Source organism: Saccharopolyspora sp. CA-218241 (assembly GCF_050954615.1).
Classification (GTDB): Bacteria; Actinomycetota; Actinomycetes; order Mycobacteriales; family Pseudonocardiaceae; genus Saccharopolyspora; species Saccharopolyspora cebuensis.
Map to the genome: position 1 here is coordinate 4,900,559 of NZ_CP191860.1, position 13,624 is coordinate 4,914,182.

At 72.0% G+C, this 13,624-nt stretch carries 20 protein-coding genes; 10 read left to right on the forward strand and 10 right to left on the reverse strand.

Annotated elements, in window-relative coordinates; genetic code table 11:
- Nucleotides 1-5: 5 nt before the first annotated feature.
- Entirely contained in the window at nucleotides 6-374 is a 369-nt protein-coding gene (locus ACQP0T_RS23290; protein ID WP_433869979.1) for a S26 family signal peptidase, read from the reverse strand.
- Nucleotides 375-515: 141 nt separating this feature from the next.
- Here ACQP0T_RS23290 and sodN point away from each other — a divergent pair, with 141 nt between their 5' ends.
- The 5 genes from sodN (at nucleotide 516) to ACQP0T_RS23315 (ending at nucleotide 3,714) form a co-directional block, all read left to right on the forward strand.
- Entirely contained in the window at nucleotides 516-923 is a 408-nt protein-coding gene (sodN, locus tag ACQP0T_RS23295; RefSeq protein WP_425570125.1) for a superoxide dismutase, Ni, read from the forward strand.
- A gap of 209 nt (nucleotides 924-1,132) precedes the next feature.
- The gene (locus ACQP0T_RS23300; RefSeq protein WP_433869980.1) at nucleotides 1,133-1,774 is read left to right on the forward strand and encodes a hypothetical protein; all 642 of its coding nucleotides are present in this window, start codon (nucleotides 1,133-1,135) and stop codon (nucleotides 1,772-1,774) included.
- Between the two features lie 12 nt (nucleotides 1,775-1,786).
- Nucleotides 1,787-2,611, forward strand: a complete 825-nt coding sequence (locus ACQP0T_RS23305; protein WP_433869981.1) for a transporter substrate-binding domain-containing protein — start codon at nucleotides 1,787-1,789, stop codon at nucleotides 2,609-2,611.
- Nucleotides 2,612-2,636: 25 nt separating this feature from the next.
- Entirely contained in the window at nucleotides 2,637-3,233 is a 597-nt protein-coding gene (locus tag ACQP0T_RS23310; RefSeq protein ID WP_433873820.1) for a histidine phosphatase family protein, read from the forward strand.
- 13 nt (nucleotides 3,234-3,246) lie between these two features.
- Nucleotides 3,247-3,714 (forward strand): N-acetyltransferase family protein, encoded by a 468-nt coding sequence (locus ACQP0T_RS23315; protein WP_433869982.1) that lies wholly within the window; start codon nucleotides 3,247-3,249, stop codon nucleotides 3,712-3,714.
- A 13-nt stretch (nucleotides 3,715-3,727) separates the two neighbouring features.
- Here ACQP0T_RS23315 and ACQP0T_RS23320 read toward each other — a convergent pair whose 3' ends face one another.
- On the reverse strand, nucleotides 3,728-4,123 hold the full coding sequence (locus ACQP0T_RS23320; RefSeq protein WP_433869983.1) for a hypothetical protein: 396 nt from the start codon (nucleotides 4,121-4,123) through the stop codon (nucleotides 3,728-3,730).
- A 139-nt stretch (nucleotides 4,124-4,262) separates the two neighbouring features.
- On the opposite strand from ACQP0T_RS23320, the gene ACQP0T_RS23325 reads away from it, so the two are divergent.
- From ACQP0T_RS23325 to ACQP0T_RS23335, 3 genes are all read left to right on the forward strand, one after another.
- On the forward strand, nucleotides 4,263-4,487 hold the full coding sequence (locus ACQP0T_RS23325; RefSeq protein ID WP_433869984.1) for a hypothetical protein: 225 nt from the start codon (nucleotides 4,263-4,265) through the stop codon (nucleotides 4,485-4,487).
- 67 nt (nucleotides 4,488-4,554) lie between these two features.
- Nucleotides 4,555-5,481, forward strand: a complete 927-nt coding sequence (locus ACQP0T_RS23330; protein ID WP_433869985.1) for a diacylglycerol/lipid kinase family protein — start codon at nucleotides 4,555-4,557, stop codon at nucleotides 5,479-5,481.
- Nucleotides 5,482-5,733: 252 nt separating this feature from the next.
- A complete protein-coding gene (locus ACQP0T_RS23335) occupies nucleotides 5,734-5,991 on the forward strand; it encodes a WhiB family transcriptional regulator (protein ID WP_345367466.1) in 258 nt (85 codons plus the stop codon).
- Between the two features lie 246 nt (nucleotides 5,992-6,237).
- On the opposite strand, the gene ACQP0T_RS23340 is transcribed toward ACQP0T_RS23335, so the two are convergent.
- Nucleotides 6,238-7,731, reverse strand: coding sequence for a histidine kinase N-terminal domain-containing protein (locus ACQP0T_RS23340; RefSeq protein ID WP_345367464.1), 1,494 nt, complete (start codon nucleotides 7,729-7,731; stop codon nucleotides 6,238-6,240).
- Nucleotides 7,732-7,759: 28 nt separating this feature from the next.
- Nucleotides 7,760-7,975: a biotin/lipoyl-binding carrier protein gene (locus ACQP0T_RS23345; protein ID WP_433869986.1), complete on the reverse strand. Its 216-nt coding sequence runs from the start codon at nucleotides 7,973-7,975 to the stop codon at nucleotides 7,760-7,762.
- Between the two features lie 214 nt (nucleotides 7,976-8,189).
- Between ACQP0T_RS23345 and ACQP0T_RS23350 the strand changes: the two genes are divergently transcribed.
- Nucleotides 8,190-8,264, forward strand: a complete 75-nt coding sequence (locus tag ACQP0T_RS23350; protein WP_103908190.1) for a 50S ribosomal protein bL37 — start codon at nucleotides 8,190-8,192, stop codon at nucleotides 8,262-8,264.
- Between the two features lie 62 nt (nucleotides 8,265-8,326).
- On the opposite strand, the gene rsrA is transcribed toward ACQP0T_RS23350, so the two are convergent.
- The gene (gene rsrA, locus ACQP0T_RS23355; RefSeq protein ID WP_345367460.1) at nucleotides 8,327-8,656 is read right to left on the reverse strand and encodes a mycothiol system anti-sigma-R factor; all 330 of its coding nucleotides are present in this window, start codon (nucleotides 8,654-8,656) and stop codon (nucleotides 8,327-8,329) included.
- Complete coding sequence (locus ACQP0T_RS23360) at nucleotides 8,653-9,405, reverse strand: sigma-70 family RNA polymerase sigma factor (RefSeq protein WP_369775615.1); 753 nt, start codon at nucleotides 9,403-9,405, stop codon at nucleotides 8,653-8,655. Before ACQP0T_RS23360 ends, rsrA begins: the two co-directional genes overlap by 4 nt.
- 272 nt (nucleotides 9,406-9,677) lie before the next feature.
- Here ACQP0T_RS23360 and ybaK point away from each other — a divergent pair, with 272 nt between their 5' ends.
- Complete coding sequence (gene ybaK / locus ACQP0T_RS23365; protein ID WP_433869987.1) at nucleotides 9,678-10,154, forward strand: Cys-tRNA(Pro) deacylase; 477 nt, start codon at nucleotides 9,678-9,680, stop codon at nucleotides 10,152-10,154.
- Between the two features lie 286 nt (nucleotides 10,155-10,440).
- Here the strand turns inward: ybaK and ACQP0T_RS23370 are convergent, their stop codons facing one another.
- The 4 genes from ACQP0T_RS23370 to ACQP0T_RS23385 all read right to left on the reverse strand — a co-directional run bounded on the left by ACQP0T_RS23370 (nucleotide 10,441) and on the right by ACQP0T_RS23385 (nucleotide 13,547).
- Complete coding sequence (locus ACQP0T_RS23370; protein ID WP_433869988.1) at nucleotides 10,441-11,205, reverse strand: IclR family transcriptional regulator; 765 nt, start codon at nucleotides 11,203-11,205, stop codon at nucleotides 10,441-10,443.
- Nucleotides 11,206-11,451: 246 nt separating this feature from the next.
- The gene (locus ACQP0T_RS23375) at nucleotides 11,452-12,063 is read right to left on the reverse strand and encodes an alpha/beta hydrolase family protein (protein WP_433869989.1); all 612 of its coding nucleotides are present in this window, start codon (nucleotides 12,061-12,063) and stop codon (nucleotides 11,452-11,454) included.
- Nucleotides 12,060-12,770 (reverse strand): SOS response-associated peptidase, encoded by a 711-nt coding sequence (locus ACQP0T_RS23380; protein ID WP_433869990.1) that lies wholly within the window; start codon nucleotides 12,768-12,770, stop codon nucleotides 12,060-12,062. Before ACQP0T_RS23380 ends, ACQP0T_RS23375 begins: the two co-directional genes overlap by 4 nt.
- Nucleotides 12,771-13,547, reverse strand: coding sequence for an SOS response-associated peptidase (locus tag ACQP0T_RS23385; RefSeq protein ID WP_433869991.1), 777 nt, complete (start codon nucleotides 13,545-13,547; stop codon nucleotides 12,771-12,773).
- Nucleotides 13,548-13,624: the final 77 nt, after the last annotated feature.

Sequence of the window (13,624 nt, forward strand, 5' to 3'; positions counted from 1 at the left end):
GCAGCTCAGCGCACCCGCCCCGGGTTCGGCCACAACCGCCACCGCACCGAACCCAGCACCTCGGCCGGGCCCAGCTCGCGGGAATCGGTCGAGCCGTACCCGTTGTCGCCCTCCACGTGCCAGCCGGGCCCCTCCGGGCGCACCGCGCGCTTCACCGACAGCTGCCCCGGCCGGGCCGACCAGCGCACCAGCACCACGCTGCCCGCGGCGGGCCGACCGCCCACCCGCAGCAGCACCACGTCGCGGTCGCGCAACGTCGGGACCATCGAAGCCCCGCGCACCAGCACCCGCCGCACCGGCCACCGGCCCAGGACCGACCGCAGCCCGCGTCGCCGAACCCCGGTCGTCGCCTCGTTCCGGGCGCCCTCGCTCATACCTCCCCCATACACCGACTCCGGGCCGCCGCGCCAGGCGAGGAGCGGCCGCGCGAGTCCACCGTCACCTCCAAGAGGACGCCGGGGATCTTCCGGAGTAGGGTCGGCGCTGTCGGAGCACTCACCTGTCAGGGAGGAAACATGGGACTGCTGTCTCGCATCCTCAGCCCGCGCCTGGAGGCGACCGCGCACTGCGACCTCCCGTGCGGCGTCTACGACCCGGCCCAGGCCCGGATCGAGGCCGAGTCGGTCAAGATGATCCAGCAGAAGTACCAGGACAGCGATGACCCGGAGTACCGCACCCGGGCCATCGTGATCGCCGAGCAGCGCTCGGAACTGGTCAAGCACCACCTGTGGGTGCTGTGGACGGACTACTTCAAGCCGCCGCACTTCGAGAAGTACCCGCAGCTGCACGAGCTGGTCAACAAGGCCACCAAGGCGGCCGGCGCCACCGGGACCAAGGGTTCGATGGACCCGGCCACCGGCCAGCAGCTCCTGGACTACATCGCCGAGATCGACAAGATCTTCTGGGAGACCAAGCAGGGCTGAGCCCCGGCTCCTCAACCGGACGCCGCCGGGCGGAACACCACTTCCGCCCGGCGGCGTCTTGTCGTGTCCAGGTCCCGCCCCACTGCGCCGAAAGCGTGAAACCTCCGAGGAAAGCGGAAAACCCCTCATTTCAGGAACCGCCATCGGGTTGCATTCGTCTACTGGGTCACAGCGCGGAACGGTCGTTTCGCGGTGCGTGGCGGAAGGGGGTGGACGTGGTGCGTGACCGGATCGCGGCACTGGTGTCCCGGGAGTTCTTCTGGGCGCTGCTGTTCTTCCTCTGCGTGTTCGGCCTGGGTGCGTGGCTTTTCACGCTGGACAACGCCGAGCTCGTCGCCGCCGTGGTCGGTGTCGTGGTCAGCGCCCTGGCGCTGATCGTGAGCCCCACCGAGATGCGCGGCTCGATCCTGGCGGCGCTGGCCTCCGCGCTGGTGCTCGTTCTGATCGCCGTGCTCGCCGTGCACGCCTACGGCCGCTTCCGCCCGCTCGACATCACCGAAGACGTGCTGCTCCGACCCCGCGGCGGTGAAGCGCAGCCCCGGGTGTTCCTGCGTGGCAACGAGGAGGCGGACATCAGCGTGCCGATACCCCAAGGCTGGGCACGATTCTCGATCACCTTCCGGGTGAGCGACGATCCCGAGCTCGGCAAGCTCTACGGGTGCGCGGACGAGCCGGAAACAGGACTCGAACTGGTGTCGGACACGACGGGGGCGGCGGTGGAGCTGGAGCCCGGCGACGAGCACGTGGTGGAACTCCGGGGAGCCAGTTCATTCGACAGCACGGTGACCATGCGGACCAGCAACTTCTGCGCGCTGTGGCTGTCAGTCCAGCAGGCCGAGCTGCACCGGTAGGGAGGACGGACAATGAGGACCGCCGCAGTCGCGAGCGCAGTGCTGCTCGCCGCCACCGCAACCGCTTGTTCGGCATCCGAGGACGAATGGCTCGATGTCGGGATCAAGAGCAGCCAGTACGGGCTGGCCTACTACGGCCCCGACCCGACCGCGCCCTTCGGGTTCGAGATCACGCTCGCGGATTCGCTCGCCGAAGAGCTCAACATGGAAACCCGGTGGGAGCCGGTCGTCTCCCACGCGCGGGAGAGCTACTTGACCACCGACGAGCCCGACGGCACTGCCAGGGTCGACGTCATGATCGCGTCCATGTCGATGTCCCCGGAACGGAACGACGACGAACGGTACGACATGGTCGGCCCTTACCTCGAGACCCAGGCAGCCCTGATGGCCAAAGCCGGCTACACCGGCCCTACCGAGCTGGACAACATTTCGGTCCAACGGATCTGCACGTTGGACAACAGCACGACGGACGAATACCTCACGGACTTCAACGACGGCGCGGGGCCGCTAGTGAGGAGTTCGGTCACCGAGTGCGTCGAAAGCCTCAAGGCGGGTGACGTGGACCTCGTCGCCACCGACGAGATCATCCTCCAGGGCGTGGCTCTCCGAAACCCGGCTCTCACGATCGTGAACCCCGAGATCGGCCCGGCGGAGAAGTACGGCATCGGCATCCCGAAGAACAGCCCGGTGAGCTGCGCTGCCGTCAAGGACTGGCTCAAGGAGTACGTGCAACGCGATTGGTGGGACCACCTCAAGCACGCGTTCCGCGGTGAGCTGGACCGCGAGAATTACCAGGTGTCTCCGCAGGACATCGAGTCGGAGACGACGGACTGCTGACCGGCCCGCGCGGTCCTAGGCTCGGATCGTGGCGCGCGAGCAGCGGATCTACCTCCTCCGGCACGGCTCGACCGAGTGGTCGCAGGACGGGCGGCACACCAGCCGCACCGACCTCCCGCTGACCCCCGGCGGTGAGCAGCAGGCGCGCCGCGTCGGCCCGCTGCTCACCGCGCTCGCCGACGGCCCGGCCGACGTGCTGGTCAGCCCGCGGGTGCGGGCGCGGCGCACCGCCGAGCTCGCCGGGCTCACCGGCCCGCGCACCGAGCACCGGCTGGTCGAGTGGGACTACGGCGACTACGAGGGCCTGACCACCCCGGCGATCCGCGAGCAGGTGCCGGGCTGGACCGTGTGGACGCACCCGTGCCCGGGCGGCGAGACCGCGGCCGACGTCGCCTACCGCGCCGACGACCTGCTCGCCGAGCTCCGCCAGAATGGGGGCGACGCGGTGCTGGTCGGGCACGGCCACTTCAGCCGGGTCCTCATCGCCCGCTGGCTGGGGCTGCCCGCGGCGGCGGGCGTGCACTTCGCGCTCGACGCCGCCGGGATCACCGTGCTCGGTCACGAGCGCGGCACGCCGCAGCTCGTCCGCGGCAACGTCCCGGTCGGCACCACCGAACGCTGAAGGAGCGCCCCTGATGATCCGCCGGATCGCCGAAGCCGACGTGCCCGCCGTGGTGTCCCTGGTGCACGAGCTGGCCGACTACGAAAAGGCCCCGGAGCAGTGCCACCTCACCGAGGAGCAGCTGCGCACCGCGCTGTTCGGCCCCGCCCCGGCCCTGTTCGGGCACGTCGCCGAGAGCGGCGGCGAGGTGGTCGGGTTCGCGCTGTGGTTCCTCAACTACTCCACTTGGGAAGGCCGCCACGGCATCTACCTGGAGGACCTCTACGTCCGCCCCGAGCAGCGCGGCAGCGGGCTCGGCAAGGCGCTGCTGCGGACCTTGGCCGGGGAGTGCGCGGAACGCGGCTACGCGCGCCTGGAGTGGTCGGTGCTGAACTGGAACGAACCGGCCATCCGGTTCTACAAGGCGGCGGGCGCGGTCCCGATGGACGAGTGGACCACGTTCCGGCTCACCGGCTCGGCGCTGCGGGACTTCGCGGCCTGAGGACCGGTTCCGCCTAGTCGGCGTCGGGGGCGGCCTGGGCGTGGAAGGACCACTCCCGGCCCTCCCGGTTGAACAGGAACCACAGCACCGCGATCGCGGGCGCGGCGATGACCAGCGCGATCAGCGGTCGCCCCGACGGCCCCAGCGCGTACCAGGCGGTGCCCAGCAGCAGCAGTTGCAGCAGCAGCGACGGGGTGCGCGCCCAGTGCTTGCCCTTGAGCAGACCGATGCCCGCGGCGAGCACGCCCGCGGCCAGGACCGCGTAGTAGCCCGCCTCGCCGTAGAGGTCGACCGGCGACAGGGTGCCGCGCTGACCGAGGTCCGAGGCGGTGCCGCGGACGAGCAGCGCGGCGACGAAGGCGAACGCCGCCACCGCCTGGAGCGTGGTCAGGACCCCTGCGATGCGCACGGCGCGCGGGACAGCCTCTGTCGACACGGCGGTCCGCCCTTCCGAACTGGTGGTGGTGACTCTGCGTGTGCAACATCCGATGGTAATACCGCCCGAACGCCGCATGACCGCGGCTCGGTGCCCGGTCCATGATCGTTCCATGGCTGGAGCGGTGGCCGCGGTGGGCGTCGGGGTGCCCGCCCGCGCCGCCGTCCGCCCGGCCACCGGCCGCACCGCGACGGCGCTCCGGGGTCGCGCCCGCCGTGCGGACCGGCGAGCGGAAGGCCCGGCGCGCCTGCTCCTCGCGCCCGTGCGCACCGCCCGGCCCGGGTCGTCCGGCCGTCCCGTCGCCGCGCGTCGGGAGGAGGCGACCCGGGAGAGCTGAACCACAACCGGTGCGCCGCGGCGCCCGCCGTGCCACGAGGTCGGCGGGGCTCGCCTAGGGTGCGGGTGTGCGAGCCGTACTCGTCGTCAACCCGCAGGCGACGTCCACCACCGCGGCCGGTCGCGACGTGCTGGGCCACGCGCTGGCCAGCGAGCTGAAGCTGGAGATCGTCGAGACCGCCTACTGGGGCCACGCCGCCGACACCGCGCGCGCCGCGGTCGCCGACGGGGTCGACCTGGTGATCGCCCACGGCGGCGACGGCACGGTCAACGAGATCGTCAACGGGATCTTCTCGGTCGCCGAGGTCGGCGACCCGTCGGTCCCGATGCTCGGCGTGGTGCCGGGCGGCTCGGCCAACGTGTTCGCCCGCGCGCTGGGGCTGCCGCGCGATCCCATCGAGGCCACCTACCGCCTGCTGCGCGCGGTCGCCGAGGGCAGCAGCCGGTGGGTCGGGCTGGGCCGGGCGGACGAGCGCTGGTTCACCTTCAACGCCGGGGTGGGCTGGGACGCCGACGTGGTCGCCGAGGTGGAGCGGCTGCGCGAGCACGGCCGCGAGGTGACCCCGGCGCTGTACGCGCGGACGGCGCTGGCCTGCTACTTCCGGACGGCCCGGCGCGACCCGCGGATCACCGTGCGGTTCGACGGCGAGGATCCCGTCGACCACGTGCACAGCCTGTTCGTGTGCAACACCGACCCGTGGACCTACCTGGGCTCGCACCCGGTGCGGATGTGCCCGGAGACCACCTTCGACAACGGTCTCGGCGCGATGGCCGTCACGGGCATGAACGTGTACGCAGTGTTGCGACAGGTAGCGGACATGCTCCGCGATAGAGCGAAACCACACGGAAGAAACTCATTTCGACGTGCGAACGTGGGGTCCCTCCGCGTAACGTGTGAGGAGCCGTTGCGCTTGCAGGTCGACGGCGACAGCGTGGGCGAACGCTCCGAGGTCGAGTTCCGCTCGATCTCCGATGCCCTCCGCGTCGCCGTATAACCTTTTGGCAACGGATTGGCGCCGCCCCAGGCTCGTGACCCCCGTCTGAGCCGGGTGGCCCACCGAACCCCCAGGTCATGGACTGTCGATCTTTCGGGTGAGTTGCCTCACCGGCCTAGATCGAAGTCTTGACTTTGCGGCAGTTCGTGAAAGCATTCACAAGCACACGGACTCCGTGAAAGCATTCACAAACACCCCGAACCGAACCAACCGGCGTGCCGCGTGGGCACGCCTAGCGAGGAGCAAGGAACGATGGACTGGCGCCACGACGCGGTTTGCCGTGACGAGGACCCCGAGCTGTTCTTCCCCGTCGGGAACAGCGGGCCTGCGCTGCTGCAGATCGCCGAGGCGAAAGCCGTTTGCCGCCGTTGCCCCGTCGCCTCCCAGTGCCTGGCCTGGGCCTTGGAGAGCGGACAGGACGCCGGCGTGTGGGGCGGTATGAGCGAGGACGAGCGGCGTGCGCTCAAGCGGCGCAACGCCCGCACCCGGTCCGCTCGCACCAACGCCTGAACAGGCGCACTCGCAGGAGCAGCGGAGTCGGTCACCCCAATGCCGACCGGCTCCGCCTCCGCCCCGGGTGACCCGCGGCGATCGCATGTGATGACCCGACGAGACCCCGGCCGATCACCGTCGATGTCGGTCCCGGCGGAACCGGACTCCCCCGAGAGCGGTTCCCGGCGACCGATCCGATCGGCCACGGCCCTCCACCCCGGGTGGGCCACCGGACATATCGACACCCGCTGCGCGGTAGCGCTCTCAGCGGCGGTACTTCAGGGGAACGCGCAGGACGGCTTCCGTTCCCTTCTCCCGCCCCCGACCGCGCAGGCTCAACGATCCTCGGAGTTCCGACTCCACGAGGGTCCGCACGATCTGCAGGCCGAGGCGTTCGGCGCGCTCGAGGGAGAAACCCTTCGGCAGGCCGCGACCGTCATCGGTGATGACCACGTCGAGCCAGCGCGCCGAACGCTCCGCCTGCACCACGACCTCCCCGCCCTGACCCGGCGGGAACGCGTGCTCGAAGGCGTTCTGCACCAGCTCGGTGAGGACCATCACCAGCGGCGTGGCCAGCTCCGCCGACACCACGCCGAAGCGGCCCTCGCGCCGCACCTTCACCCCGGTCTCCGCGGTGGCCACATCGCTCATCATCGGGATCACCCGGTCCACCACGTCGTCGAGGTCGACCCGCTCGTCCACCGACATCGACAGCGTCTCGTGGACCAGCGCGATGGACGTCACCCGGCGCACCGACTCGTCCAGCGCCAGCCGCGCCTCGCCGTTGTTCGTCCGGCGGCCCTGCAACCGCAGCAGCGCGGCGACGGTTTGCAGGTTGTTCTTGACCCGGTGGTGGATCTCCCGGATCGTCGCGTCCTTCGACATCAACGCCCGGTCGCGGCGCTTGACCTCGGTGACGTCACGCACCAGCACCAAGGCGCCGGCGGCCTGGCCGCGCGGCAGCAGCGGCAGCGATCGGAACAGCACCGTCGCCCCGCGCGCCTCGGCCTCCATCCGCATGCTCGGCGTCCCGCCGAGGGCCTTGCGGACCCGCTGCGCCACCTCGTCGGCGTCGAACGGGTCGTTGAGCAGCGCCCGGGTCAGCGGCGCGAGCTGCGCCCCGACCAGATCCGCGGCGTGCCCCATCCGGTGGTACGCCGACAGCGCGTTCGGGCTGGCGAACACCACCGTGCCGGTGCCGTCCAACCGGATCAGGCCGTCCCCGACCCGGGGGCTGGTGTGCACGTCCGGCGCGGGCTCCGGCGTCGGGAAGGTCCCGTCGGCAACCATCTGGCACAGGTCCGCGGCGCTGCCCAGGTAGGAGATCTCCAGCGGGCTCGGCACCCGGGGCACCGCCAGGTTGGTGTCCCGGCTGAGCACCGCGACGATCTCCTCGCCCAACCGCACCGGGATCGTCTCCCGCCGCACCGGGACGCCCAGGTGCCAGCGCGGGTCCTCCTCGCGGCAGATCCGCCCGTCCAGCGCGGCCCGCCGGAGCTGCGGGTGCTCGTCCCGGGTCACCACCGAGCCGACGACGTCCTCCGGGTGCGCCGTCGGCGCCGTGGTCGGCCGCGCCTGCGCCACGCACAGGAAGCGGGTCTCGGTGGCCTCCTCCGGGCCGACCGGCACCCACAGCAGGAAATCGGCGAAGGACAGGTCGGAGAGCAGCTGCCACTCGGCGACCACCAGTTGCAGGTGGTCGGCGGCAGCGCCCGACAGCCCGGTGTGCTCGGCGAGCAGGTCGCTCAGCGTGGACAAGGCCCACCTCCCGCGCGGGCGATCGCGGTCATTCCACGATCGCGATCAGATCGCCTTCCTGGACCACGTCACCGGGCCGGACGGCCATCGTGCGCACCGTGCCGGACCGCTCGGTCAGCACCGGGATCTCCATCTTCATGGACTCCAGCATCACCACGAAGTCACCGTCGGCCACCGGGTCGCCCTCAGCCACCGACACCGTCATCACGTTGGCGACCATCTCGGCCCGGATCTCCTCGGCCATCATTCCTCCCTCGCACCAGGGTGCGGCGAACACCCCGGGACAAGGAAACCACGTGCCCGACCGGCTCCGGGCGGCAGGTGCCGGGCATGGCAGACTGGCGAGCTGGAAACCGGTTGAGCGCCGCCGCGCCCGCCCCGGCCGAAGGCCGGGTGGCGGAGTCGGCGCGCCCACTCGAACCGACCAGTGAGCCGAACCGACCAGTGAGGAGGGGCCGATGGGCAAGCGGGCCCGCAAGAAGAAGGACCGGAAGAAGAACAAGGCGAACCACGGCAAGCGCCCCAACTCCTGAGGCGCCACCGACGCCACGAGGGCCCCGGACCGACGGTCCGGGGCCCTCGTCGTGCGCGTCGTTCATTCCAGCGTGGTGCGCTTGCGGACCTCGACGGAGGTGCCCTCCGGCCCGCTCTCCACGGTGAGCTCGGCCTGGGTCAGCACCGCCCGCCGCAGCGACGACCGCAATCGCTCGCGCAGCTCGTCCGGGGCGTGCTCACCGCTGCACTTGCGGTGCAGCAGGGCCTTGATGTGCTCCTCGATGCCGTAGTGCTCCAGGCAGCTCCCGCACTCGTCCAAGTGCCGCTGGAGCGCCTGCCTGCGCTCCTGGTCGCACTCGTTGTCCAGGAACAGCCACACTTCGGCGAGCACGTCCTCGCACGACGCCTCCTCCGGCTGGCCGCAGGTCATGAAGTGCTCACCTCCTGCTCCTTGGCGCGCAGGAAACCCCGGTCGCGGGCGACGTCGGTGAGCATCCCGCGCAACTGCCTGCGCCCGCGGTGCAGGCGCGACATCACGGTGCCGATCGGCGTGCCCATGATCTCGGCGATCTCCTTGTAGGCGAAGCCCTCCACGTCCGCGAGGTACACCACCATGCGGAACTCCTCGGCGAGCTGCTGCAACGCGTTCTTCACGTCGCTGTCCGGCAGCCGGTCGAGCGCCTCCACCTCGGCGGAGCGCAACCCGGTCGAGGTGTGGTTCTCGGCCTGGGCGAGCTGCCAGTCGGCGATCTCGTCGGTGGGCTGCTGCTGGGGCTGGCGCTGCCGCTTGCGGTAGCCGTTGATGTAGGTGTTGGTGAGGATCCGGTACAGCCACGCCTTCAGGTTCGTGCCCTGCTTGAACGTGTGGAACGCCGAATACGCCTTGAGGTAGGTCTCCTGCACCAGGTCCTCGGCGTCCGGCGCGTTGCGGGTCATCCGCAGCGCGGCGCCGTAGAGCTGGTCGAGCAGGGGCATGGCGTCGCGCTCGAAGCGGGCGGCGCGCTGCTGTTCGGTCTCTTCGGTTTCCGGCGCGCGCTCCTCCGCCCGGTCCGCCGCCTGGTCGGCGACCTGACCGGTGGGGGTGTCCGGGCGTTCGGTCACGTCCGAGCGCTTCGGGGTGCTGGGCACCGGGCTCCTTTCCCGCCGCCTGGACGAGGTGAGGTTCGGCGACGAATCCATGCGGTCCGACGCATGGCCCGCCTCCGAGGGTACCGGCCTGCGGGAACGCCCACCTGGTGGCGACAGCTCCGGGCGGTCGAGCACGCACGTGGTGTTGTGGTCCGTCTGCACGTTCCCTCCAACACCGGCCCCGCGGGTACCTATTCCCACCCGCCCGCGCTGCCGGGGGGATGACAGCAGGGGAACCTTCCTGTCACGGGTGGGAGGAAAGTTCCCCTGCTGTCACCCCACCGCCCGAGGCGCCGGCGCGCTCCGGCCATAACCTGAGCGGCATGGCTGGAAGGGGAACCCCGGCGACGGCTCTGCTGGCCGCGCGCGGTGTCGAACACCAGGTGCACACCTACGAGCACGACCCGCGGGCCGAGTCCTACGGGCTGGAGGCCGCCGAGGCGCTGGGGCGTGCGCCGGAGCAGGTGTTCAAGACGCTGGTGGCCGACGTCGACGGCGTGCTCGCCGTCGGGGTGGTCCCGGTCACCGGCCAGCTCGACCTGAAGGCGCTGGCCGCCGCGCTGGGTCGGAAGAAGGCGAAGCTGGCCGCCGTGGCCGAGGCGGAGCGCGCCACCGGGTACGTGACCGGCGGCATCTCCCCGCTCGGCCAGCGCAAGCGGCTCCCGGTGGTGCTCGACGCCTCGGCGCTGGAGCACCCGACGATCCTGTGCAGCGCGGGCCGCCGGGGGCTGGAGATCGAACTCGCCGCCGCGGAGCTGGTCCGGCTGGTCGACGCCCGGGTGGCCGCGATCGCGGGATGACCCCGGAGGAGCGATTCCGATCACCCATCGTCAGACGGAACCGCTCCCCCGAGCACCAGGTGCGGCCAGCCCCCTCAGGGGACCGCACCATGCCCGACACCGGCGCGGGCACTCGCCGGTTCCAGGCAGCTCTCGGGCCGGTCGGGCACGCCGCGACCAGGGAGGCGGAGCGAGCGGCGCCACCGGCCGCGAGCCGTCCACCTCCGGCCCTCTGGGAGTAGATCTTGTTACCACCGGGGTGGTACAGCAACACCCGGCTTTTCAGATGATGATTGCGGGCCGCCCCCTACCGCATCGGGTAGCTGCCCGACACCGCCAGGAGGCGGCCGATGTCCCGGGCCGTCTCGGTCAGCGGCCCCGTGTAGCCGTCGCTGCGCCCGAGCCGCCGCGCCGGGAACGAGGTCGCCAGCGTCACCGGGCCGCTCCAGCCGGGCACCGCGACGGCCAGGCACGCCGTGCCCAACGCGTACTCCTCGGAATCGGAGGCCAGCGCGGCCGGTTCGGAGCGCACCAGCTCGCGCACCCGGGTCCGGGTCCGCGGCGTGAGGTCCAGCGGCGGGTGCCTGCTGAAGTGGTCGGCGCGCTCCTCCGAGCTGAGGGTGGCCAGCAGGCACTTGCCGATCGCCGTGGCGTGGGCGGCCTCCCGGAAGTCCACCCAGGTGTCCACCCGCGGTGCGCGCGGGCTGTCGACGACCTCGGTGACCTCCACCTCGCCGTCGTGGTAGCGGGCCAGGTAGACCGCGGCGCGCAGCTCGTCCCGCAGGTTCGCCAGCGCGGTCCGGAGCCGGTGCCGGGTGGTGTGCTCGCGGCTCACCTCGGAGATCTCCCGCACCCGCTCGCCGAGCACGAAGGCGCCGTCGTCGAGCTTGGCCAGGTAGCCGTCGTGCACCAGCGTCCGCAGCAGGTGGTAGGTGGTGGGCAGGGCGATGCCGCTGCACCGGGACAAGGTCTTGGCGGTGGCCCCACCCGGCCTGCGGCTCACCTCCTCCAAGAGGTGGAAGGCGCGCTGCACGGATGCGATCAGGGTCGGCTCACCGCTGCCCCGTGTCATCACTTCTCCTCGGCCGTCGATCGACTCGCGCGATGCGGATTCCGGCGCCCCTCCCACCCGCACCCGCACCACCTCGGCCGGGCCCGTGCGACCGGTGATCACCATCGAGATGACCAGCTACCTTACGCCAGCACCCCGGGTTTCCGAACCCCGCGCCCTCGCCCACCGTCCGGGTGAGGAAGCGGAGTCCGAACGGGCGATTCGGACGGCCGAACGAGCCAGCCGACCCGATCGGGCGCCGCCCGATCAGTCGATCAGCCGCAGCACCCGGCCGAGCCACTCCTGCACGGCGCGCCCCACCGACTCCGGGTCCGCCTTCAGCGAATGATCGCCCGCCACCAGCACCACTTCGCGCTCCGGGGCGGGCTCGGGGCGGCCGAACGCGTCCCGCTCGCCCTGCACCACCAGCACCGGCGGCTCCACCGCCCGCAGCTCGTCCATCCGGGACTTCTCCGGCTTGCCCGGCGGGTGCACCGGGAACGCCAGGCACAGCACCGCCGAGGCCGCCCCGGCATCGGCGGTCCGGCAGGCCACCCGGGCCCCCGAGGAACGGCCGCCGAACAGCAGCGGCAGGTCCGGGAACCAGCGCTCACCCAGGTCGGCGGCCACCGCCAGCCACGCCGCGTCGAGCTGCCGCGCCGGAGCGGGTGCCCGGCGCCCGGCGACCCGGTACGGCTGCTCCACCAGCGCGACGTGCACGCCGGCGGCGGTGGCGGCGCGGGTGGCGGCGACCAGGTCCGGGGCCTCGATCCCGCCACCGGCGCCGTGCCCGAGCAGCAGCGCCGCCCGGCCTTCCTCGGCGGAGTGCAGCTCCGCGCGGGCGGCCCCGTGCGGGGTGTCGATCTCGGCGCGCGTCATGACTCGAACAGGGCGGCCTGCTCGGCCGGTTCGGGCACCTCGTCGGCGCGGTCCAGCAGGGCCGGGTGGTTGTTGCGCATCGCGTTCACCTCGGTGGAGACGGGCCGGATCTCCAGTGCGTCGAGCATCCCCGCTGCGGGCTCCAGCAGCCCGCCGATCTCGGTGCGCGCCGGGTCCAGCCAGTCGGCCCAGCGGTCGCGGGGCAGCACCAGCGGCATCCGGTGGTGCACCTCCGCCAGCGGCCCCACCGCCTCGGTCGTGACCACCGCGCAGGTCACCAGCGGGGTGCGCGAGTCCGGCGGCCACCACGCGGAGAACACCGCCGCCATCGCCAGGCTGTCCCCGCCCGCGTGCGCGCACAGGTACGGCTGCCTGCGCCGGTCGCCGGGCCGCCACTCGTACCACCCGGTCGCCGGCATCAGGCAGCGGCGCTTGGCCGCGGCGTCGGCGAACGACGGCTTGGTGGTGACCGACTCGGCGCGGGCGTTGATCATCGGCGGGCCGCTGCCCGCGTCCTTGGCCCACGTCGGGACGTATCCCCAGCGCACCGGGCGGACGCTGCGCTCACCCCGGTCCACCACGATCGGCACCGTCCGGGTCGGCGTCACGTTGTAGTCGGGCGCGAGCTCACCACCGGTGCGGTCGATCGCCTCGAACTCCACCGCCAGCGCCGCCGGATCGGGCCGGACGGCGTACCGGCCGCACATTCACCGCTCCTCCCGCCGCGGGTCCAACGGCACCGGCCGGTGCTCCGCACCCCCGGCAACGTCCGGCACCCGTTCGACCAGTGCCGATCCATTGTTGCGGACGTTGTTCACCGCGCTGGACACCGGGCGGATCTCCAGCGCCGCGACCAGCGCCGGGTCCGGTGCCAGCAGGTCGGTGACGTCGGCGCGGTCCGGGTCCAGCCAGTCGGCCCAGCGCTCGGACGGCAGTACCAGCGGCATCCGGTGGTGCACCTCGGCCGCAGGCCCGAGCGCCTCGGTGGTCAGCACCGTGCAGGTGACCAGCGGTTCCGGATCTTCCGCCGCGGGATCGCGCCAAGTCTCGAACAGCCCGGCCATGGCGAGGCTGGTCCCGTCCGGCGAGGTGGTGAAGTACGGCTGCTTGCGGTCGCCGTCGCGCTTCCACTCGTACCAGCCGTCGGCGGGCAGCAGGCAGCGGTGGCGCTTCGCCGCGGAGCGGAAGGCCGGTTTGCCGGTGACCGTCTCGGCCTTCGCGTTGATCATCCGGTTGCCGATCTTGGGGTCCTTGGCCCACGGGGGGACCAGCCCCCACCGCATCACCCGGATCGACCGCTCGGTGCGCGACTCGTCGCGCTGCCCGTCCTCGGTGCGCGGGTGGCGCTGCACCACGGTCAGCACCTGCTTGGTCGGGGCGACGTTGAAGTCGGCGCCCGGCGCCGCGCCCCCGGTGGCGTCCAGCGCGGCGAACTCCGCGGCCAGCCGTCCCAGGTCCTTGGTCGAAGCGTATCTGCCGCACATCGTCCTCACCCTCCCGCCGTTCGACGTGCGTCCAGCATCCTCGCAACCCCCGACGAGGGGTGCGAGCAGGGGAACTT